Consider the following 18971-nt stretch of genomic DNA (forward strand, 5'->3'; position numbering starts at 1 on the left):
GCCGCGTGCGTGCCCCGAACCGCCGCGATCTCCTGCGCTGGCTCGCGGCCTTGAGCGGCGCGCTGCTCCAGGCGCCGGCCCGGGCCGCGCCCGACGCGCCGGTCCGCGACCAGGGCATCGGCGGCACCGGCGCCCGGCCGGAGACCGGCCCGGGCGAGGGTCCGCTCGGCGAGAGCGACCGCGGCATCGGCGGCACGGGCGTGATCGGCACGATCCGCCGCTTCGGCTCGATCGTCGTCAACGACCTGCGCATCGGCTACCCGGCGGACGTCGCGGTCCGCATCGACGGCGAGGCGGCGAGCGCCCGCGACCTGAGGATCGGACAGGTCGTGCGGGTGGTCGCGCGGCCGGGCGAGCACGGCCCCTCGACCCGGCGCATCGAGGTTGCGAGCGAGGTGGTCGGGCCGATCGAGTCGGTCGCGAAGGGCGGCCTCACGGTGCTGAGCCAGCGGGTCTCGACCGCCGGCCTGAAGGGGGCATGGGCGGCGGGTGACCGGGTCGCCGTCAGCGGCCTGCGCCGGCCGGACGGCGTGATCGTGGCGAGCCTGATCGAGCCGCGGCCGAACGGGCCCGCCCGGGTCGCCGGCCCGGTGCGGCGCGGGCCCGACGGCGTGGCCGTGATCGGCTCCTTGCGCCTCGACGGGGTGGAGCCCGGCCTGATCGGCCGGCGCGTCCTCGTCACCGGCGAGCCGGCGGCGGGGGGCTTGCGGGTCGCGTCCGCGAGCGAGGCCGGGGCGCTGTTCGTTCCGGGCCTCGAGCGGGTCTCGATCGAGGCCTATATCGGCCGCAGCGGCGACCGGCTGGCGCTCGGTTCCGGATACGGCGTCGCCGGCACCCCGAGCGCCGCGGTGCCGCGGCGCGGCAGCGTGCGGGCGGTGCTCACCACCGGGATCGCCGGCGACGGCCGGCTCACCGTGGAGCGGCTGCGCATCGACGATCGGCCGGCTCCCGGCAGCCCCGGGCGCGGAACCGGCGAGCCCGGGAGCCCGGCCGGGCCGGGCCGCTTCGAGCGCCTGCCGGACCGGCTCGACTTCCGAAACGGTGTGCCGGGGATGCCCGACCGGCCGGGCGTCCCGTCGCCGCGCGGGCTCGAAATCGACACGCGGCCGATCCCGGGCAACCGGCCCGGCGGCTTCGGCGGCGGTCTCGCCCCGGGGGGCGGGCCGGGCGGCGGGTTCGGAGGCGTGGCGCCGGGCGGCCCCGCGCCGGGCGGCCTCGGCGGACCCGGCGGGTTGGGGGCGCCGGGCGGCCTCGGCGGACCCGGCGGATTGGGTGGCCCGGGCGGGCTGGGCGGCCCAGGCGGCCTCGGTGGCCCCGGCGGCCGCCGCTGAGACGCGGCTCCGCTCAGGTCAGCATGTAGGTGAGGAGCGAGCGCAGCTGCGCCGGCTTGATCGGCTTGTGCACGAGTTCCGCCCCGATCCCCGCCGCGCGGCGCTCGATCTCGGGCGAGTAGTCGGCGGTCGTGACGATCACCGGCACGGCGGCCCGGGTGAGGTTGCGCAGGTAGGCGGCGACGTCGAGGCCGCAGGCGCCCTCGTCGAGGTGGTAGTCGAGGATGAGGAGGTCGGGGGCGACGCTGCCCTCCGACACGCCCGCCATCACGCCCGCGAGGTCGCGATAGGCCGAGACCTCGGCGTCCCAGTTCCGCAGGAGGCGCTTGAGGGCGTCGGCGGTCGAGGGATCGTTCTCCACGATCAGGATGCGGGCGCCCGTCAGCCGGGTCGCGATCGGGGCGGCGCGCGCCTCCGGTTCCGCCTGATCCAAGCCGAGCGGCAGGCTCAGCCCGATCCGGGTGCCGTGGCCGGGGCGCGAGGCGAGGTCGAGGGGGTGGCCGAGGGCCTGCGCCATGCGCCGCACGATCGAGAGCCCGAGGCCGAGGCCGGGCTCCTCGCCCTTGCCGGTCGGAGAGCTGACCGAGGTGCTCTTGCCGCCCCCGCCCCGGTAGAATTCCTCGAAGACGAGCTCGCGCTCGCCCTCGCCGATGCCCCGGCCGGAATCCACCACCTCGATCCGGCACTGCCCCGCGCGCCGCCGCGCCGCCAGCATCACCCCGCCCCGTTCCGTGTAGCGGATCGCGTTCGAGACGAGATTCTGGAGGATGCGCTGCAGGAGTCCCGGATCGCTCGTCACCACGAGGCCGCGGTCCCGTATCCGCAGGCGCAGGCCCTTGCGCGCGGCGAACGGCTGGAAGCTTCCCCCGATGGCGGCGAACAGCTCGCGCAGGGCGATCGGCTTCACCTCCGGGCGGACGATGCCGGCATCGAGCTTGGAGATGTCGAGCAGCGTCTTGATCAGGTCCTCGATGGTCTGGAGGCCGCGGTCCACCTGGCCGGCGATCACGGCGGCCTCGGGGCCGAGGGGCAGGTCGGACAAGGCCGAGATCGAGAGGCGGGCGGCGTTGAGCGGCTGCAGCAGGTCGTGGCTCGCGGCGGCGAGGAAGCGGGTCTTCGAGCGGTTGGCGGTCTCGGCCTCCTCCTTAGCGGCGGCCAGCGCCGCGTTCGAGCGCTCGAGGCGGTGCATCAGCCCGGTGAGTTCCTCCGTGCGGCTGCGGACGCGGCCTTCCAGCGTGATCGCGGTCTGGAACAGCGAGTAGGCGCTGCCCTGCTGGTCCATGCTGCGCTCGACATGGGCCATCAGCGCCGCGTTGATGCGCTCCAGCTTCTCGATGCGCCGCTCGAGGGAGTCCGGCGCGGGGCTCGCCGTGAGGGTCACGTGGCGGCTGGGGCCGCGGCCGATCGCCCGATCGCGATGCCCGTGAAGGTCTGGTTGAGGTGCATCGCCCGGTACTGCTCGCCGTAGGTCTCGAAGCCGACGACGTTGTAGCGCCGGTAGAGTTCCGCGATGCCGTGGCGGACCTGCCGGCTCTCGGCATCGAGCCGGCGCAGCACGCACTCGAAGCCGATCACGAGATCGACCCCGCCGAGCGCCTCGTCGAGGCGGGTCAGCTCCGCACGCGTCGCCGCGACGATGTCGCAGGGCTGGGCGAGCGTGAGCACCACGCCCTCGTCGACGGCGCAGAAGAAGCTGAGCGACCCGTCCTGGTTCATGCGCCGGATCGAGCGGCAGAAATACTCGCCGCCGATCTTCACCGCGAGCGGGTAGGCGGCAAAGCTCATCGGCGAGAGCCGCTCGGGATCGAGCCCCACCGCCATGGCGTACTCGCGCGCGGCGGGCTCGGCGTTGAGCTCGCGGACGACGCGGCCCTCGTTGTCGGAGGCGGTGACCACGAACTTCGTGCTCGTCGGCTCGAAATTGTCGCTCTTGAAGATCTGGACCGGGAAGTCGGTCTCGACGAGCAGCAGCACGGCCGCGTCGCGGTGGATGCTGCCCTCGTGCAGCAGCACCGTGTCACGGAAGGTGAGGTCGTCGCCCGAGGAGCCGCCGACGAGCGGGATGCCGTCGAGCGCCCAGGCGATGGCCGAGACCACCGTCTCCTCGGCATCCGCGAGCCCGTCGATGAGCGAGAGGGCGAAGCGCCGCTCCCGCATCTGGTCCGGCCCGTGCGGCTCGAGGGTGCGGCGCAGGGCGCGGACCGTGGAGGCGGTGCGCTCGACGTCGAGATGGCCGATCGCGTCGACGACCGCCGAGACGATGCGGAAGCCCTGCTTCGGGAAGGCGATGACGACGAGGCCCCGGTCGATCCCGCCCGCGGGCGAGAAGCCGCCCGACATGGTGCAGCCGGCGGTCGCCGCGCCGGGGAAGCGCGCGCGCAATGCCCGGTTGAGCGTCTCGGGTTCGTAATCGGGGGAGAAGAACACGACGAGCTGCGCCGGATCGGCCTCGGCGATGGCCGCCGCGATCTCGGCGACGGCCTCGGCGGCGTCGGTCGCCTCCGTCCAGGCCGTTCTGATCCCGCACAGATGCGCGCGCATCTGCGTGCCCTGTCCCACGTCCCGCTCCCGTCCCGTGCCGGGCTTGGCGCCCGTGCTGTTGCGGGCGGAGTATGTCGGGGTGCGGGTTCGCGCGCAACTGGACCGGCCGCGGCACGCGTGCGCGGTGCCGTCCGCCCATCCGGGCGGACGACGTCGCAGATCACGCCTTCGCGGTAAATCGCGCCGCGCAGCCGTCATAGCCGGCTATCAAAAGCCCGCCCCCCGCCTCGCCGAGCACCATGGCGGCCGTCGAGAGGCCGTCGGCGAGAAGGCCTGTCGGCGCCGTGACGGTGACCGAGGACAGGGCCTTCGGCGAGCGGCCGGTGCGGGGATCGAAGATGTGATGGTCGGCGTGATCGGCCGAGAAGCTCGTCGCGTAGTCGCCCGAGGTCGAGGCGAAGCCCGTGAAGGGGGCGATCACCTCGGCGATCCGGTGCGGCGGGCGCGGGTCGGCGAGGCCGAGGCGCCAGGGCGTGCCGTCGGGATGCCGCCCGCTCGCGCCGAACTCGCCGGTGTCGATGAAGGCGTCGCGGATGCCGTGGGCCTCGAGGCAAGCCATCACCCGGTCGGCGGCGAAACCCTGCACGAGGCCGTTCAGGGTCAGGCCCATGCCGGGCGGCAGCCGGATCGCGTCCTCCCCCACGCTCACCCGGCGCCAGTCGACCCGGGCGACGGCCTCGCGCAAAGCCGCCTCGCCCGGGCGCTCGCCGCGCGCGGCGGCTCCCGCCCACAGGGTCCAGAGGGGCTGCACCGTCGGGTCGAAGGCGCCCCCGCTCGCCTCGGCGAGGGCGAGGGCGAAGCGCAGCGGCGCGAGGAGGAGCGGGTCGGGCGCGTCGAGGACGCCGTCGCGGTTGAGCCGCGCCAGCGCGCTGTCCGCCCGGAACAGGCTCGCGGCGGCCTCGACCGCCCGGATCGCCCGGAACGCCGCCTGCAGGGCGGGTTCGAGGGCGGCCTCGTCGCGGTGGGCCAGCGTCAGCGCCATGACGGTGCCGAGCGCGAGCCCCGTACGGGTGCGCGTCGCGAGCCCGCGCGCGGCGGCGTGGCCGCGGAAGGCCGCGACGCCGCCGAGGCCCGCGGCCGCCGCGAGCGCCCCGGCCGCGCCGAGAAGCACCTTGCGGCGCCGCATCGGGGGAGCCCGCCCGGTCATTCGGCGGCCATCGGCTCGGGCGCCAGCACCCGCCCGCGCTTGCGCGCCAGCACCTGCGGCACGCATTGCCCCGGATCGTGGATGATCGTGACGCAGTCCATGCACTGGAAGCACTCGGCGTAGTCGATCTGCCCCGAGGGCGCGATGGCGCCGTAGCGGCAGCGCACCCGGCAGAGCTGGCAGGGGCTGCCGCACTCGGCCCGGCGCGGGATCCAGTCGAGGAGGCGCAGCCGCCCGGCGAGCGCGAGGCCGGCGCCGAGCGGGCAGAGATAGCGGCAGAACGCCTTGTAGACGAAGAGGTTGAGCAGGATCAGCCCGGCCCCGTAGAGGACGAAGGCCGGAGCGCGCACGAAGGTGAGCGTGATCGCGGTCTTGAACGGCTCGATTTCCGCGAAGGCGTCGGCGAGCGGCGAGGCGAGGGCGGCGGCCCCGAGGATCGCGGCGAGCACCCCGTATTTCAGGAGGCGCAAGGGGCGGTCGATCCGCGGCGGCAGCGCGATCTGGCGCAGGCGCAGCGGCCGGGCCGCCCAGGCGGCGAGCTCCTGCAGGGCGCCGAAGGGGCAGAGCCAGCCGCAGAAAGTGCCCCGCCCCCAGGCGACGAGGCTCGCCAGCACGAAGGCCCAGAGCAGGAGCGAGGGCGGGTCGTACAGGAGGAAGCTGAGGTCGCGGGTCGACACGCCCGCCCGCACGAGGCCGACCAGCGTGACGATCGAGAGCTGCGCCTGCGCATACCAGCCGATGAACAGGAGCGTGAAGGCGAGGAAGGCGAGGCGGACGGGCGCGAAGCGGCGCTGGTCCGCCACGAGGCCGCGCTGGCGCACCAGCACCGGCACGAGGAGGCCGAGGGAGGCCGCGATGAGGCCGAGCTCCAGCCCGCGCGCGCGCCAGGACTCGGTCCAGCTCGGGCCGGCATCGGATGTCTGGCGGTCGAACAGGGCGGCCGGCAGGGCATAGGTGGCCGAGAACTCCCTCGGGACCCGCTCGACCAGGATCTGCCCGCGCTCGCGCTCGATCTTCTCGGTCAGCGTCCAGGGGGCGCTCGGGTCGAACCCGGCCTGGCTCGCGATCCTGAGGATGGTCCAGGGCCCCTCCGGCAGGCCCGCCATGCCGGCGCCGCGGCGCTCGATCGCCATGTCGCGGGCGTTGATGGTCAGGCCGCCCTGCTGCACGGCCAGGCGGTCGGGGATCGAGCCCAGAACGAAGTCGTCGCCGAGCGGGTTCAGGGGGCCGGCGCTCACCACCATCACGGCGTGGTCGCCGGGGCCGAGCTCGCGCATCAGGGAGGCGTGGCGAGCCTCGCCGAGGAGGTTGCGGCCGATCACGGGCGCGTTGAGATAGGCGATGTAGAGATCGGTGAGCGGCGCCCCGGGCGGCCCCTCGCCCTGGCCCTCGACGGAGCTGCCCCGGAAGGCCGCCTCGGCCTCAGCGTTCGTGACGGTGAAGCGCTTGACGGAGCCGCGCGCCAGGAGCTCGCCGAAGCCCAGGGGCTCGTAGGTGTCCCGCGCCTCGACCTTCAGTCCGACATTGGCGGCGGCCCCGAAACCGAGCTTCCCGCGGGCGACCGCCAGCGAGGCGGCAAGGATCGACTCGTTGATCACCCGCGTCGAGGCGGTTGCCATCGAGACCCCGTCGACCACGCCCTGCGGCGACGCCCCGTTCGCCCGCGCGTTCGGCCGCCCGACCCGGATCGAGCGGCGGGCCGAGAGGCCGACATACTGCTCGACGAAGGCGAAGAGCGGGCCCTCGCCGAGCCCTTCGAGGAAGACGGGCTCGTGGTGCGAGAGCACCCGCACGTCCCGGAAGCTGCCGTCGGGCGCGAGCGCGATCAGGAGGTCGGGCGGGATTCCGCCGAAGCCCGGGATCGGCGCGAGGTCGATCGACTCGAAGGCGTAGGCGAAGACCTCGTAGGAGCCCGCCTCCTGTTTCAGGATCGGCCAGACCGGCACCGCGTCGTCCTTCTCGCCGACCACGAGGGGCGCGGGGAAATACCTCTCGACGCCGGCCCGGTCGAGGCTGCCGGCGCGGGCGGGGGCCTGGGCGAGGAGGAGGGCCGGGAGGAGGGCGAGGAGGACGGCGGTCAGGGGGAGCGCGGGCCGCCGACCATGCCCGCGACGGGCGCCCTCCCGGTCTCGCGGCGGCCCGGCGCCGACATGGCCCCCCCGCGCCCTCACGGCGCGGCGCCCGCGGAGCGCTGGTCCCCGCTCGGGCGCACCGCCGCGCCCCAGGGGAAGCGGCCGACCTTGATGCTCTTGACCGCCTTGCCGGCCGCCACGTCGATCACCGTGACGTCGCCCGAGACGCCGTTCGTGGTGAGCAGCCGGCTGTCGTCGCCCGTGAAGGCGAGGTGCCAGACCCGGCGCCCGACGAGGATGTAGCTCAGGACCTTATAGGTCCTGGCATCGACCACGGCGACGCGGTCGGAGGGGCCGAGCGCCACGTAGGCGAGGCGACCGTCGCGCGACAGCGCGATGCCCACGGGCTGGATCCGGTCGCCCGCCACGCCCTTGATCTCGAAGGGGATCGTCTCGATCACCTGCCGCGTCGCCACGTCGATCACCGAGACCGTGCCGCCGATCTCGGAGGAGACCCAGAGCCTGGTTCCGTCGCGGCTGAACTCGGCGTGGCGCGGGCGCTGGCCGACCGGCGTCGCGTCCACCGCCTTCAGGGTCGCGGCGTCGATCCAGTGGACCATGTTGGTGGTCTCGGAGGTGGTCACGGCGATCCGGCCGTCGGGGCTCACCGCCATGCCCTCGGGCTCGATGCCGACATCGACCTGCGCCAGCACCTTGCGGGTCTCGGCGTCGACGACGGTGGTCGTGGCGTTCTCCTCGTTGGCGATGAAGAGCGTCCGGCCGTCGGGCGCCAGCGCGAACTGCTCCGGGTCCTCCCCCGAGGGCAGGTTGTGCAGGAGCCGGCCGGTCTCGGGGTCGATCACCTGCACGGCGTCGGAATCGCTCGCGCAGAGGAAGAGGCGCCGTCCGTCGCGCGAGAACACGATGCCGCGCGGGCGGCGTCCCACGGCGAAGGTGCGGGTCACCTCGAGCGTGCCGGTGTCGATGACCGAGACCGTGTTGTCGCGCTCGTTCGAGACGAAGGCCTCCTCGGCCCGGGCCGGCGCGCCCGCGAGCCCGAGCAGGAGGAGTGGGAGGAGACGCGAGGGCGCGCGGCGCCGCGTTCTGGTGCCGGTCATCCGGTGCCTCCGGAAAAGGCCCTGCAGGCGCTCTCGGGCGCGTCGAGGCCGAGCGTGTCGAGATCGGTGCGGTGGTGCAGGAAGCCCTCGACGGGGGCGGCCGCCACCACGGCGCCGGGCCAGAGCAGGAAGAGGGGCTGGCGCAATTGCCCGTTCCAGGGCCGGAAGCTCAAGGGGCGCCCCTTGAAGCCGCCGACCTCGAAGCGGGGCGAGAGCATCAGGGTCCGGATCGCGGCCGGGTCGATGCTCTTGAGCTGCACCGCGGCCTCGCCGACCGCGTGGACGGCGAGCCAGCCTGCGTAGTCGATGGGCCGCATGGCGCGGCCCGCGAGCTTCCGGAAGCGGCCCTGCAGCTGCACCGCCGCCCACGCCTCGACCGCGCGGCCCCAGCCCGCGGGGCTCAAGCCCTGCGTGCCGACGACGGGCCGGGGCGAGGCGGTGTTGTAGACGAGGTTCGTCCCGAAGGCGTTCGCCTCGTCGGCCACCGCAACCACGTCGTGCTCGGGGCCGCGGGTGACGAGGGCGAATTCCCTGAGCGCGGAATCCCGGATGTCGGCCCCGTGCACGTCGAAGCTCGACTCGGCGACGATCCGCGCGCCGAACTTCCTCGCGCTGCGGCGCAGGGATTCGGCGTAGAGGCGGTCGCCGGGCTCCGGCCCCGAGACGAGCAGGATGCGCGTCCAGCGCTTGAACACGAGGAGCTCGACGAGGGCGTCGGTGAGCATGGCGCGCGAGGGCAGGACGTGCAGGAGGCGCGCCCGGCAGTCGCGGTCGCGCAGCCGCGTGTCGGGCGCGCCGATATTGAGGAGGACCGTGTCCTTCGCCTCCGGCAGGTCGGAGAGCGCCAGCACGTCCTCGGCGGGGGCGTTGACCACGAGGAAGCGCGGCGCGCCGAGCGCCCGGAACGCGGCGGCGAGCTCCTGGCCCGGCTCGACGACGCGCGTCTCCAGCGCGAAGCTCAGGCCGACGAAGCGGCCGGTGGCGTTCGAGTCCCTGAGGCCGAGCTCGGCCCCCCGCGCACCCTCGTCGTCGGGGACCGGGTCCTCGTTGTTGAGGGGCGTCGGCCGCTCGATGCGGCGCTCGAGATAGTGGATCGTCAGCGGCGGGGCGGGCTCGGCCCCGGCCGGCACCGGGAACAGGGCCGCCAGGCCGAGCCGGAGCGCGACCAGCCCGGCCGGCCGCGCCGATGCGGCGGTCCGCGTCGTCGAGCCGTGCCCACGCTGGAATGCAGCCCGCATCCGGCCGATCTCGCTTCCACCCGGTCGTCGTTCGTCGCGTCGTTCGTTGCCCCGACGATACGGTGGGGCCGGCAGGCCCGATATTGGACGAAGGTGCACAGCGGGGAAATTCAGGTCTCCTGTACCAAAGTACGGTGTACCAAAGCACAATGGGTTTGGCCGGACCCGCTTGATACCGTCCTTCCAAGACTAGGAGGAAGCGGTATGTCGAAGGTCCCCATGCTGGTGGGGAGCGCGCTCGTCGCGCTCGGCCTCGTGCTGACGGCCCAGGCCGTCCGGGCCCACGGCGACGTCCAGCCCCAGCCCGTCGACACGACCGGGCTGGAACCCCTCGGCGATGATTGGCGCGGCGAGAACCCCTACCGCGGCAACGCCAAGGCCATCGCGATCGGCGATTCCGGCTACAACCAGAACTGCGCGCGCTGCCACGGCCTGCAGATGATCTCGGGCGGCCTCGCGCCGGATCTGCGCTACCTCGACAAGGGCCAGGAGGGCGACACCTGGTTCCAGGAGCGCGTGCGCCACGGCGCCGTCATCAACGGCGTCACCAAGATGCCGCCCTTCGAGGGCGTGCTCTCGCAGGAGGCCCTCTGGGCGATCCGCAGCTACATCGAATCCAAGCACGAGGATTGAGGAGGCCGGCCGGGCCGGAAGGGGGCTTGAGGTGATCATGCGCGCGATCGACGTCCGGGTGCTCCGCCGGTGCCGCCTCCTCCTCGTCGCCTGCGGGCTCCTGCTCGCGGCGCCGTCCCTCGCCCGCCCCCTCGACGAGGTGGTCGCGTCCGGCTTCCTTCGGGTCGCGCTCTACGGCGACAACCTGCCCTTCTCGAGCGAGGAGGCGGGCCGGCCCCGCGGCATCGACGTCGATCTCGCCCGGGCCATCGCGGAGAAGCTCGGGGTGAAGCTCGACCTGCGCATCGTCGATGCGGGCGAGAACGTCGACGGCGACTTCCGCCTCAACCTCTGGAAGGGGGACCTCGCGGGCTCGCCGCTCGCCGACCTGATGCTGCACGTGCCCAACGACCGGCAGCTCGCGATCCGCAACGAGCAGATCTTCCTCACCACCCCTTACTTCGACCAGCACCTCGCCTTCGCCTACCGCAAGGGCAAGCTGGAGGGCTTCTCGGCGATCCGCGACATCGAGGGGAGCGAGGTAGCGGTGGAGGGTGCGAGCGCCTCCGACCTGATGCTCCTGACCGCCGAGGGCGGCCGCTACCGGCAGAACCTGAGGCACTTCCGCGACTTCGGCGGGGCCGCCCAGGCCTATCTCGCGGGCGAGGCGCCGATCCTGGCCGGCACGCGCGCCGGCATCGAGGCGGCCCTGCACGCGGCCGGCGCCGCCCCGGAGGAGAACCCGATCGTCGAGATCGCGGTGCCGGGCCTCGTCAAGACCCGCTGGGAGATCGGCGGCGCTGTGCGCACCGATTCCCGCGATCTCGCCTACGCCGTGGGCGATGCCGTCACGGCGCTGATCGCGGAGGGCAGGCTGAGGGCGATCTGCGAGGCCTACGGCGTCAGCTTCACGGCGCCGAAGGGCTACTGAGGACGGCGGCCGGAGCTCTGCTCCGCCGGCGGGCCGGCACAGGCGCGGGAACCGGCTCCGCAACCGCCCGCGCGGATGCGGACGACGCGGCTGCGTGGCCGGATCGTGATTGGCCAGTCTTGAGATGGTCGACGGCCCGCGCGGCAAGTCGGGGCATCGCGCGCGGCGCGGAATGTGCAGATGTCGCCTCGTGTCTGCATCGATTCTTTCTTAGGAAAATCGAAGATCTTCGACCAATGGCCAATAAACCCCTGCGCGGCTTGCCCCTAAGCTGATCATAAGGGGCGCCTTCGAATCGGGGGACCAAGCCCTGACGGCGCCGGAGACACGGGCCGCACGACCAGGACGGAGGACATGCCATGAGAGTGAGAGATCGGTTCTTGGCGGCGGTGGGGGCGATGGCGCTCCTGACCGGCGTCGCCGCCATGCCCGCCCTGGCGGAGGGCGTCAGTGAGCAGGACATCCTCAACGACGCCAAGACCACGAACGACGTCGTGACCTACGGGCTCGGGCCCCAGGGCCAGCGCTACAGCCCGCTCAAGAACATCAACCGCGACACCATCAAGGGCCTGGTGCCGGCCTACTCGTTCTCCTTCGGCGGCGAGAAGCAGCGCGGCCAGGAGAGCCAGGCGCTCGTGAAGGACGGCGTGATCTACGTCACGGGCTCGTACTCGCGCGTCTACGCTATCAACTCCCGCACGGGCGAGAAGATCTGGGAATACGATGCGCGCCTGCCTGAGGGCATCCTGCCCTGCTGCGACGTCGTGAACCGCGGCGCGGCACTCTACAAGGACAAGGTGATCTTCGGCACCCTCGACGCCAAGCTCGTGGCGCTCGACCAGAAGACCGGCAAGGTGATCTGGAAGAAGGACATCGACGACTTCAAGGCGGGCTACAGCTACACGGCCGCGCCGCTCATCGTGAAGAACAAGATCATCACCGGCGTCTCGGGCGGCGAGTTCGGCATCGTCGGCCGGGTCGAGGCGCGCGACGCCGACACGGGCGAGCTGATCTGGCAGCGCCCGGTGATCGAGGGCCATATGGGCACGCTGAACGGCAAGCCCTCGACCATGACCGGCAAGGTCAACGAGACCTGGCCCGGCGACATGTGGAAGTTCGGCGGCGGCGCCACCTGGCTCGGCGGCACCTACGACCCGGACACCAACCTGATCTATTTCGGCACCGGCAACCCGGGCCCGTGGAACTCGGCCCTGCGGCCGGGCGACAACAAGTGGTCGGCTTCCCGCATCGCCTTGAACCCCGAGAACGGCGAGATCGTCTGGGGTTTCCAGACCACCCCGCACGACGGCTGGGACTTCGACGGCGTCAACGAGTTCGTGCCCTTCGAGCTCAACAAGGGCGGCAAGACCGTCAAGGCCGGCGCCACTGCCGACCGCAACGGCTTCTTCTACGTGCTCGACCGCACGAACGGGAAGTTCATCTCGGCCACGCCCTTCGTGAACAAGATCAACTGGGCCAAGGGCATCGACGACAACGGCCGCCCGATCTACGACGACGCCTTCCGCCCCGGTGACCCGACCAAGTCCGAGGACGGCAAGAAGGGCAAGACCGTGTTCGCGGTGCCGAGCTTCCTCGGCGGCAAGAACTGGATGCCGATCGGCTACAGCCCCGACACCAAGCTGTTCTACGTGCCTTCGAACGAGTGGGGCATGGACATCTGGAACGAGCCGGTGAACTACAAGAAGGGCGCGGCCTATCTCGGCGCCGGCTTCACCATCAAGCCGGTCTTCGACACCCATATCGGCTCGCTGAAGGCCATCGATCCGGCCACCGGCAAGGTCGCCTGGGAGTACAAGAACAAGGCCCCGCTCTGGGCCGGCGTCCTCACAACGGGCGGCAACCTCGTCTTCACGGGCACGCCCGAGGGCTTCCTCAAGGCCTTCGACGCCAAGACCGGCGAGGAAGTCTGGAAGTTCCAGGTCGGCACCGGCGTCGTCGCCTCGCCGATCACCTGGGAGCAGGATGGCGAGCAATGGGTCGGCGTCGCGGCCGGCTGGGGCGGCGCGGTCCCGCTCTGGGGCGGCGAGGTGGCAAAGTCCACCGCCGGCATCAACCAGGGCGGCAGCTTCTGGGCCTTCAAGCTGCCCAAGACGGTGGCCTCGCGCTGAAGCGATAGCATCTCGCCGCCGGGGCAGCGCTCCGGCGGCGGGCATGCTAAGGTCTCGGGACGCGCGGGCGGTCATCTCAACACCCGCCTGCCGTTCCGAGGCCGCCGGGCCCTGGGCGCCTTTCCGGGGCGCCCGATGGCATTCAAGGCGACAGGAGCGGGCATGTTGTTGGACCAGGGCTCCGAACGTCAGCGCAGCGGGGCTCTCGGGGAGGACGTCGCGGGAGGGGCGGCCATGCAGCTCTTGATCGTCGACGACCATCCACTGTTCCGCGACGCGCTCGCCAGCACCATTCGCCTGACCTATCCGGACGCGACCCTGCACGAGGCCGACGGCATCGAGGGGGCCTGCCGGGTGCTCGCCGCCCATCGCGGCATCGACCTCACCCTCCTCGACCTCTCGATGCAGGGCGTCAGCGGCTTCGACGGCCTCGTCACGATCCGCACCCGCTTCCCCCGGGTGCCGATCCTGATCGTCTCGGGCCACGAGGACCCGCGCATCATGCGCGAGGCCCTGCATCACGGGGCGGCGGGCTACGTGCCGAAGGCCGTCGACAAGGCGACGCTCACCCGCGCCATCGCCGATGTCCTGAGCGGCGCCCTCGCGATCCCGCCCGGGCTCGCGCAGCAGGCGAGCCCGGGCGCGGGCGCTTCCCGCAAGGCGTCGCTGGCCGAGCGCGTCGCCCGCCTCACCCCGCAGCAATTGCGGGTGCTGATGATGATCCGCCAGGGCAAGCTCAACAAGCAGATCGCCCACGAGCTGCAGGTCGGCGACTCGACCGTGAAGGCCCACGTGTCCGAGATCCTGCGCAAGCTCGAGGTGATCAGCCGCACGCAGATCGTGATCGAGACCGCGCTCCTCGATTTCAACCAGATCCACAACACCCACGCGGGCTGAGGAAGCGGCGCCGCGCGGATGTCGCGAACGCGCTTTGAACCGGACGGCGCGCTCGCGCGACCAACGGAATGCCGGGGCCGCCAGGGGGCGGCTCCCCGCTCCGGAGGCCCCCGCGCCATGATCCGCAAGCCCGTCCTGCCCGCCCTCGCCGCCCTGGCATTGCTGACCGCCGCCCCGGGCGCCGCCGAGGCCGGCCCGCTCAAGCTGCCGAAGCCGGGCCCGGCCGCGAAGGTCTTTCCCGGCCTCGCGAAGAAGCCCGTCCATCGCGGCCGGGGCTACGGTGCCGCCGCGCTCGCGGGCGGCGCGCTCCTCGGGGCGATCGCGGCCGGCGCGGCGGAAGACGGCTGCGCGATCGAGCCCCGGCGCGTGACCGACGGGGACGGCGTCTACCTTCGCGGTGCCCGCGTCTGCGAGTGATCGCACGTATTCGCTCGCACGCCAGTGCTACGCTCCAAGTCCTCTCGCAAAGTCCTCGCCCAAGGTAGACTTGAAGCGTAGACTCGGAGTGTGGGCTCACCTACAGTCGACGTGTCGAAGATCCGCAGGATCGACGATGCCGAAGGGATTGCCTGCCATGCGGGAGCCATTCGATCCGGGCCCTCGGGGGCCATTCCGTCCGCACCATGCCGCGGCGGCCCTGCTTCTCCTTCTCGCAGCCTGTCCAGGTTCGAGCCCTCCCGCCGCGGCGCAGGGCCGGATCGGATCGGGCTACGAGCGCGGCGCTCCCTCGCCGGGGGCCGGCCCCGGCGGGCGCGGCGACGGCCTGGGCTTCGGCCTTCCCGGCCTTCCCGGGGTGCTCGGCCTGATCCCGCGCCTGTCCGTGCCGGTGCCGGGCGGGGCCGAGGATGTCGACGAGACGGAGCCGCCGCGCCGCCGGGCCGCGCCGCCGCTGCAGGCCGGCCCGCCCCGCACGGCGCCGCGCCCGCGCCCGCAGCGGCCGGAGCCCCGCATCGCGGCGCCGAAGCGGCCGGAGCCCCACATTGCGGCGCCGAAGCGGCCGGAGCCCCATATCGCGGCGCCGAAGCGGCCGGCCGTCCCCGCCAAGGCCGCGCAACAGCCCGCACCCCCGCCCCCGAAGCCCGTCAAGGCCGTGAAGGCGGCCCCGCCGCCGCCGCCGGTCCGACGCCCGCCCCTGCCGGCGCCGACGCCGCCGCCCGCGCGCGCCGTCGCCGCCGCGGCCGAGGAGCCTGGGACGGTGCCGGGCGAGGTGCTGCTCACCCTGCGCGGCGACGCGCCCGAGCGGGCGCTGCCCGCCATCCTGCGCCGGGAGGGCCTCGTCCTCGTCTCGTCGGACCGCTTCGCGCTGGTGCCCGAGACGATCCATCGCGTGCGCATCCGCGACGGCCGCGGCGTCGAGAGCGTGGTCTCGGCCCTGGGGCGGGACCCGCAGGTCGCCTCCGCGCAGGCCAACCACGCCTACGCGCTCGTGCAGGACGGGTCGGCCCCGATGTTCGCGGCCGCCCAGTACGCTCCGGGCAAGCTGCGTCTCGCGCAGGCCCATCACGTGGCGACGGGTCGCGACGTGACCGTGGCGGTGATCGATTCCCGCGTCGATCAGGCCCATCCGGCGCTTCAGGGCGCGATCGCGCGGAGCTACGACGCGCTGGCGGGCGGCGACGCCGAGACGGCGGAGCGGCCCCCGCATGCCCACGGAACCGCGATCGCCGGCATCCTCGCGGCGCGGTCGCAGCTCTCGAGCGCGGCGCCGGAGGCGCGGCTCATCGCCGTCCAGGCCTTCTCGTCGGAGACGGGGCCAGGCGCGCAGGGAACCACGCTCCACATCCTGCGCGGGATCGACTGGGCCGCGACCGCGGGCGCACGCGTCGTCAACATGAGCTTCGCGGGTCCGCGCGACGCGGCGCTCGCCCGCTTCCTCGCCGCCGGCGCGCGGCAGGGCGCGATCTACGTGGCGGCGGCCGGCAATGCGGGGGCGGAGGCCGCACCCCTGTTCCCGGCGGCCGACCCGAACGTCATCGCGGTGACGGCGACGGACGCGGACGACCGGCTGTTCCCGGCGGCCAGCCGCGGGGCGCATCTCTGCGTGGCGGCACCCGGCGTCGAGATCCTGGTGGCGGCCCCGAACGGCGCCTACGGGTTCTCCTCCGGCACCTCCCTGGCGGCCGCCGAGGTGAGCGGCATCGTCGCCCTGATGCTGCAGGCGCGGCCCGGCCTGGCCCCGGCCGAGATCCGCGCCGGCCTGAGCCGCAGCGCCCGCGATCTCGGGCCGCCGGGGCCGGATGCCGAGTTCGGCTCGGGCTTCGCCGATGCCGAGGGAGCCGTGCGCGCGGTCTTCGAGCCGGACCGCGTCGGCGCATCCCGCCCGCAGGGCGGGGATGGCATGGCCGCGCCCGTCCGCACGGCGGCGCCGGCACGCCCATGAAGCTGGGGGACGTGACGCCGGCGCGGTCGAGGGGCGCGACAGGGCCGCGGGCCGGATGAGCGCGGCGTCGGATGCGGAGCTGATCGTGCGGATCGCCGGCGGCGACCGTCTCGCGATGCAGGGCCTCTACGCCCGGCACGCCACCGCCGTGTTCCGCTTCCTCGTGCGCCTCCTGCGCGACGCGAGCCTCGCCGAGGATCTGATGAGCGACGTGTTCTTCGACGTGTGGCAGCAGGCCGGCCGCTACGAGGGCCGGGCCAGCGTCACCACCTGGATGCTCTCGATCACCCGCTTCAAGGCGCTGTCGGCCCTGCGCCGCCGCCCGCACGAGCCGCTGGAGCCCGAGACCGCCGAGGCCCTGCCGGACGAGGCCGACACGCCCGAGACGGTGCTGCAGAAGGCCGGCAAGGCGGCGGCCCTGCGCCGCGGCCTCGCCGCGCTCTCGGCGGAGCACCGCGAGGTCGTCGATCTGGTCTATTACCACGAGCTCGGCGTCGAGGAGGTGGCGCAGGTGCTCGGCATCCCGGCCGGCACCGTGAAGACCCGCCTGTTCCACGCGCGCAAGCGCCTGTCCGAACTCCTGCTCGCGGCCGGCATCGACCGCGGCTGGCCCTGAGGCACGAGGACGATGACGACCGAACCCGATCCCGACGAGACCGAACTGCTCCTGCCCTGGCACGTCACAGGCCGGCTCGACCCGGCCGAGGCCGCGCGGGTCGAGAGCGCCCGCGACGCCTCGCTCGCCCGGCGCCTCGACATGGCCCGCGCGGAGCGCGACGCCGCCGTGGCCGTGAACCGCTCCCTCGGCGCTCCTTCGCCGGCCGCCCGCGAGGCCCTGTTCGCGCGCATCGACGCTGACCTCGCCGCGCGGGCGCGGCCGTCCGGCGGCTGGCTCAGGCGCCTCGGCGCGGCGCTGGCCGGCCTCTCGCCGCCCGTCCTCGCCGGGGCGGCGCTCGCCGCCTGCCTGGTGATCCTCGCCGAGGCCGGCCTGCTGACCGGCTTCTGGCTGGCGCAGCCGCCCGCCCGCTACGAGACCGCCTCGCACGGGGCCGCGCCCGAGCGCGGGCCGGGCACCTTCGCCCTCGTCGCCTTCGCGCCGACCGCGAGCGCCGCGCAGATCGCGGAGGCCTTGCGCGAGGCCGGCGCGAGCATCGTCGACGGGCCGCGGCCGGGCGGGGTCTACCGCCTGCGCCTGTCCGCGGGCGCGATGGAGCCGCGGGAGGCCGCGTCCGCGCTCGAACGGCTGCGGGCCAGGCCCGGCCTGATCCTGTTCGCCGGGCCCGAGACGGCGCCGGCCCGCTGACCGGCTTGCGGGCCCTCCGCGGCGGGTCTCGCCTGTGCACGGGGCGCGGGACTTGCGCACAGCATTAACCCAATCTGAATCGCCCGGATTGCCGCGGCGGCCCGGCCGTGAGAGCTTCGTTAATGAAAGCTTAACGGGTTGGGCCACGGCCATGCGGTTCGCGATTTGCAAGGGGCGGGATGCGGTGTCGGGCAAGGGCCGGCGCCTGCGCGGGGCCGTCGCCGCATTGGCGCTCGCCGCGGGTCTCCTCGCCGGCCCCGCCGCGGCCCAGACCTTCGCGGCCCTGCCGAGCGAGCCGAGCGCCGCCACCGCCTCGGGCGAGGCCAAGCCGATCTCGGCCTGGGTCACCTTCTGCCAGGCCTATGCCGCCGAATGCGCGGTCAACCGCAGCGAGCCCGGCAGCATCACGCTGACGCCCGCCCTCTGGAACACGATCGTCGCGGTCAACAAGCGTGTGAACAAGGCCGTGCAGGCCATGACCGACATGGATCATCTCCACGTCGCGGATCGCTGGGACCTCGCGGAGGACGGCATCGGCGATTGCGAGGATTTCCAGCTCCTCAAGCGCCACCTGCTGGCCGAGGCCGGATTGCCGCGCCGGGCCATGCGGATGACGGTGGTGATCGACGAGAAGGGCGAGGGCCACGCGGTGCTCACGCTGATCACCGACCGGGGCGACATGATCCTCGACAACAAGACGAACCTCGTCCTGCCCTGGCGCCGCACCGGCTACACCTTCATCAAGCGCGAGAGCCAGGATGGGGTGGCGTGGGTGTCGCTCGGCCGCAGCCTCTCGCCGGTGACGACGGCCAACCGCTGAGCGGGCCGGAGTCCCGATCCGGGACAGGACGGTTCACGGCCCATTCGCGGATTGGTCAGTATGTTCGTGCCAGGCTCCGGGCGTTCCGGAGCCGACCGCGCATGACGATCCGCCCCCTCGTGCTCGCCGTCACGCTGATCGGCCTGTCCTCGCTTCCGGCTGCGGCCGGCGAGGTCGCCGACCTGCACGGGGCGTGGCGCGGCTGCCTGCACCGCAGCTTCGGCATCCAGGCGGCGCTCACGAGCCGGCTGCTCGCGGCCGACATGGCGCTGCGCGCCTGCCGCGAGGCCGAAGGCGCGTATCTGACCGCGCTCTCCGCCTCGCCCCTCGTCGACGGCGACGACGTGGCGCGCGTGCGCCCGGCGCTCGTGATGCGGGCCAAGGACTGGCTCCTCGGCCGTCGTCCGTCGCCGACGCTGTGAGGGACGACGGGATACCGGCCGCACGGCGCG

The 18971-nt window shown here is 73.4% G+C and carries 17 protein-coding genes; 11 read left to right on the forward strand and 6 right to left on the reverse strand.

Going from position 1 to position 18971, the window contains the following annotated elements; translation table 11 throughout:
* Positions 1–5 precede the first annotated feature (5 nt).
* The gene (locus WDW90_RS03500) at positions 6–1331 is read left to right on the forward strand and encodes a DUF5666 domain-containing protein (protein ID WP_336485873.1); all 1326 of its coding nucleotides are present in this window, start codon (positions 6–8) and stop codon (positions 1329–1331) included.
* Positions 1332–1344: 13 nt separating this feature from the next.
* Here WDW90_RS03500 and WDW90_RS03505 read toward each other — a convergent pair whose 3' ends face one another.
* The 6 genes from WDW90_RS03505 to WDW90_RS03530 all read right to left on the reverse strand — a co-directional run bounded on the left by WDW90_RS03505 (position 1345) and on the right by WDW90_RS03530 (position 9447).
* On the reverse strand, positions 1345–2634 hold the full coding sequence (locus tag WDW90_RS03505) for an ATP-binding response regulator (RefSeq protein WP_336485997.1): 1290 nt from the start codon (positions 2632–2634) through the stop codon (positions 1345–1347).
* Between the two features lie 74 nt (positions 2635–2708).
* Positions 2709–3890 carry an FIST N-terminal domain-containing protein gene (locus WDW90_RS03510; protein WP_336485874.1) on the reverse strand — a complete coding sequence of 394 codons (1182 nt, stop codon included), beginning with the start codon at positions 3888–3890 and terminating at the stop codon, positions 2709–2711.
* Between the two features lie 142 nt (positions 3891–4032).
* Positions 4033–5019 carry an FAD:protein FMN transferase gene (locus tag WDW90_RS03515; protein ID WP_336485875.1) on the reverse strand — a complete coding sequence of 329 codons (987 nt, stop codon included), beginning with the start codon at positions 5017–5019 and terminating at the stop codon, positions 4033–4035.
* Positions 5016–7190: a 4Fe-4S binding protein gene (locus tag WDW90_RS03520; protein ID WP_431310964.1), complete on the reverse strand. Its 2175-nt coding sequence runs from the start codon at positions 7188–7190 to the stop codon at positions 5016–5018. The genes WDW90_RS03515 and WDW90_RS03520 overlap by 4 nt, the downstream gene beginning before the upstream one ends.
* Positions 7187–8209: a YVTN family beta-propeller repeat protein gene (locus tag WDW90_RS03525; RefSeq protein WP_336485876.1), complete on the reverse strand. Its 1023-nt coding sequence runs from the start codon at positions 8207–8209 to the stop codon at positions 7187–7189. The genes WDW90_RS03520 and WDW90_RS03525 overlap by 4 nt, the downstream gene beginning before the upstream one ends.
* Positions 8206–9447, reverse strand: a complete 1242-nt coding sequence (locus tag WDW90_RS03530) for an ABC transporter substrate-binding protein (RefSeq protein WP_336485877.1) — start codon at positions 9445–9447, stop codon at positions 8206–8208. The genes WDW90_RS03525 and WDW90_RS03530 overlap by 4 nt, the downstream gene beginning before the upstream one ends.
* Before the next feature lie 219 nt (positions 9448–9666).
* On the opposite strand from WDW90_RS03530, the gene pedF reads away from it, so the two are divergent.
* The 10 genes from pedF to WDW90_RS03580 all read left to right on the forward strand — a co-directional run bounded on the left by pedF (position 9667) and on the right by WDW90_RS03580 (position 18941).
* Complete coding sequence (pedF, locus tag WDW90_RS03535) at positions 9667–10080, forward strand: cytochrome c-550 PedF (protein WP_336485999.1); 414 nt, start codon at positions 9667–9669, stop codon at positions 10078–10080.
* Positions 10081–10117: 37 nt separating this feature from the next.
* Positions 10118–10990 carry a substrate-binding periplasmic protein gene (locus tag WDW90_RS03540; RefSeq protein ID WP_336485878.1) on the forward strand — a complete coding sequence of 291 codons (873 nt, stop codon included), beginning with the start codon at positions 10118–10120 and terminating at the stop codon, positions 10988–10990.
* 359 nt (positions 10991–11349) lie between these two features.
* The gene (locus tag WDW90_RS03545; protein WP_336485879.1) at positions 11350–13119 is read left to right on the forward strand and encodes a PQQ-dependent methanol/ethanol family dehydrogenase; all 1770 of its coding nucleotides are present in this window, start codon (positions 11350–11352) and stop codon (positions 13117–13119) included.
* A 162-nt stretch (positions 13120–13281) separates the two neighbouring features.
* Positions 13282–14016, forward strand: coding sequence for a response regulator (locus WDW90_RS03550; protein ID WP_336485880.1), 735 nt, complete (start codon positions 13282–13284; stop codon positions 14014–14016).
* Between the two features lie 117 nt (positions 14017–14133).
* Positions 14134–14433 (forward strand): hypothetical protein, encoded by a 300-nt coding sequence (locus WDW90_RS03555; RefSeq protein WP_336485881.1) that lies wholly within the window; start codon positions 14134–14136, stop codon positions 14431–14433.
* A 157-nt stretch (positions 14434–14590) separates the two neighbouring features.
* Positions 14591–16396, forward strand: coding sequence for a S8 family serine peptidase (locus WDW90_RS03560; RefSeq protein ID WP_336485882.1), 1806 nt, complete (start codon positions 14591–14593; stop codon positions 16394–16396).
* Positions 16397–16451: 55 nt separating this feature from the next.
* Positions 16452–17012: a sigma-70 family RNA polymerase sigma factor gene (locus WDW90_RS03565; protein WP_336485883.1), complete on the forward strand. Its 561-nt coding sequence runs from the start codon at positions 16452–16454 to the stop codon at positions 17010–17012.
* A gap of 12 nt (positions 17013–17024) precedes the next feature.
* The gene (locus tag WDW90_RS03570) at positions 17025–17699 is read left to right on the forward strand and encodes a hypothetical protein (RefSeq protein ID WP_336485884.1); all 675 of its coding nucleotides are present in this window, start codon (positions 17025–17027) and stop codon (positions 17697–17699) included.
* 151 nt (positions 17700–17850) lie between these two features.
* Complete coding sequence (locus tag WDW90_RS03575) at positions 17851–18519, forward strand: transglutaminase-like cysteine peptidase (protein ID WP_336485885.1); 669 nt, start codon at positions 17851–17853, stop codon at positions 18517–18519.
* 101 nt (positions 18520–18620) lie between these two features.
* Positions 18621–18941 (forward strand): hypothetical protein, encoded by a 321-nt coding sequence (locus WDW90_RS03580; protein WP_336485886.1) that lies wholly within the window; start codon positions 18621–18623, stop codon positions 18939–18941.
* The last annotated feature ends 30 nt before the right edge of the window (positions 18942–18971 follow it).

The sequence above is a fragment of the Methylobacterium nigriterrae genome (genome assembly GCF_037106235.1).
GTDB classification, from domain to species: Bacteria; Pseudomonadota; Alphaproteobacteria; order Rhizobiales; family Beijerinckiaceae; genus Methylobacterium; species Methylobacterium nigriterrae.

Bases quoted from the DNA above. Each gene is read 5' to 3' on its own strand.
- pedF (WP_336485999.1), top strand. From the start codon at position 9,667: ATGCTGGTGGGGAGCGCGCTCGTCGCGCTCGGCCTCGTGCTGACGGCC.
- WDW90_RS03565 (WP_336485883.1), top strand. From the start codon at position 16,452: ATGAGCGCGGCGTCGGATGCGGAGCTGATCGTGCGGATCGCCGGCGGC.
- WDW90_RS03525 (WP_336485876.1), bottom strand. From the start codon at position 8,209: ATGACCGGCACCAGAACGCGGCGCCGCGCGCCCTCGCGTCTCCTCCCA.
- WDW90_RS03555 (WP_336485881.1), top strand. From the start codon at position 14,134: ATGATCCGCAAGCCCGTCCTGCCCGCCCTCGCCGCCCTGGCATTGCTG.
- WDW90_RS03505 (WP_336485997.1), bottom strand. From the start codon at position 2,634: ATGGCCCATGTCGAGCGCAGCATGGACCAGCAGGGCAGCGCCTACTCG.
- WDW90_RS03515 (WP_336485875.1), bottom strand. From the start codon at position 5,019: ATGACCGGGCGGGCTCCCCCGATGCGGCGCCGCAAGGTGCTTCTCGGC.
- WDW90_RS03550 (WP_336485880.1), top strand. From the start codon at position 13,282: ATGTTGTTGGACCAGGGCTCCGAACGTCAGCGCAGCGGGGCTCTCGGG.
- WDW90_RS03580 (WP_336485886.1), top strand. From the start codon at position 18,621: ATGACGATCCGCCCCCTCGTGCTCGCCGTCACGCTGATCGGCCTGTCC.
- WDW90_RS03560 (WP_336485882.1), top strand. From the start codon at position 14,591: ATGCGGGAGCCATTCGATCCGGGCCCTCGGGGGCCATTCCGTCCGCAC.
- WDW90_RS03575 (WP_336485885.1), top strand. From the start codon at position 17,851: ATGCGGTTCGCGATTTGCAAGGGGCGGGATGCGGTGTCGGGCAAGGGC.
- WDW90_RS03545 (WP_336485879.1), top strand. From the start codon at position 11,350: ATGAGAGTGAGAGATCGGTTCTTGGCGGCGGTGGGGGCGATGGCGCTC.
- WDW90_RS03540 (WP_336485878.1), top strand. From the start codon at position 10,118: ATGCGCGCGATCGACGTCCGGGTGCTCCGCCGGTGCCGCCTCCTCCTC.
- WDW90_RS03530 (WP_336485877.1), bottom strand. From the start codon at position 9,447: ATGCGGGCTGCATTCCAGCGTGGGCACGGCTCGACGACGCGGACCGCC.
- WDW90_RS03570 (WP_336485884.1), top strand. From the start codon at position 17,025: ATGACGACCGAACCCGATCCCGACGAGACCGAACTGCTCCTGCCCTGG.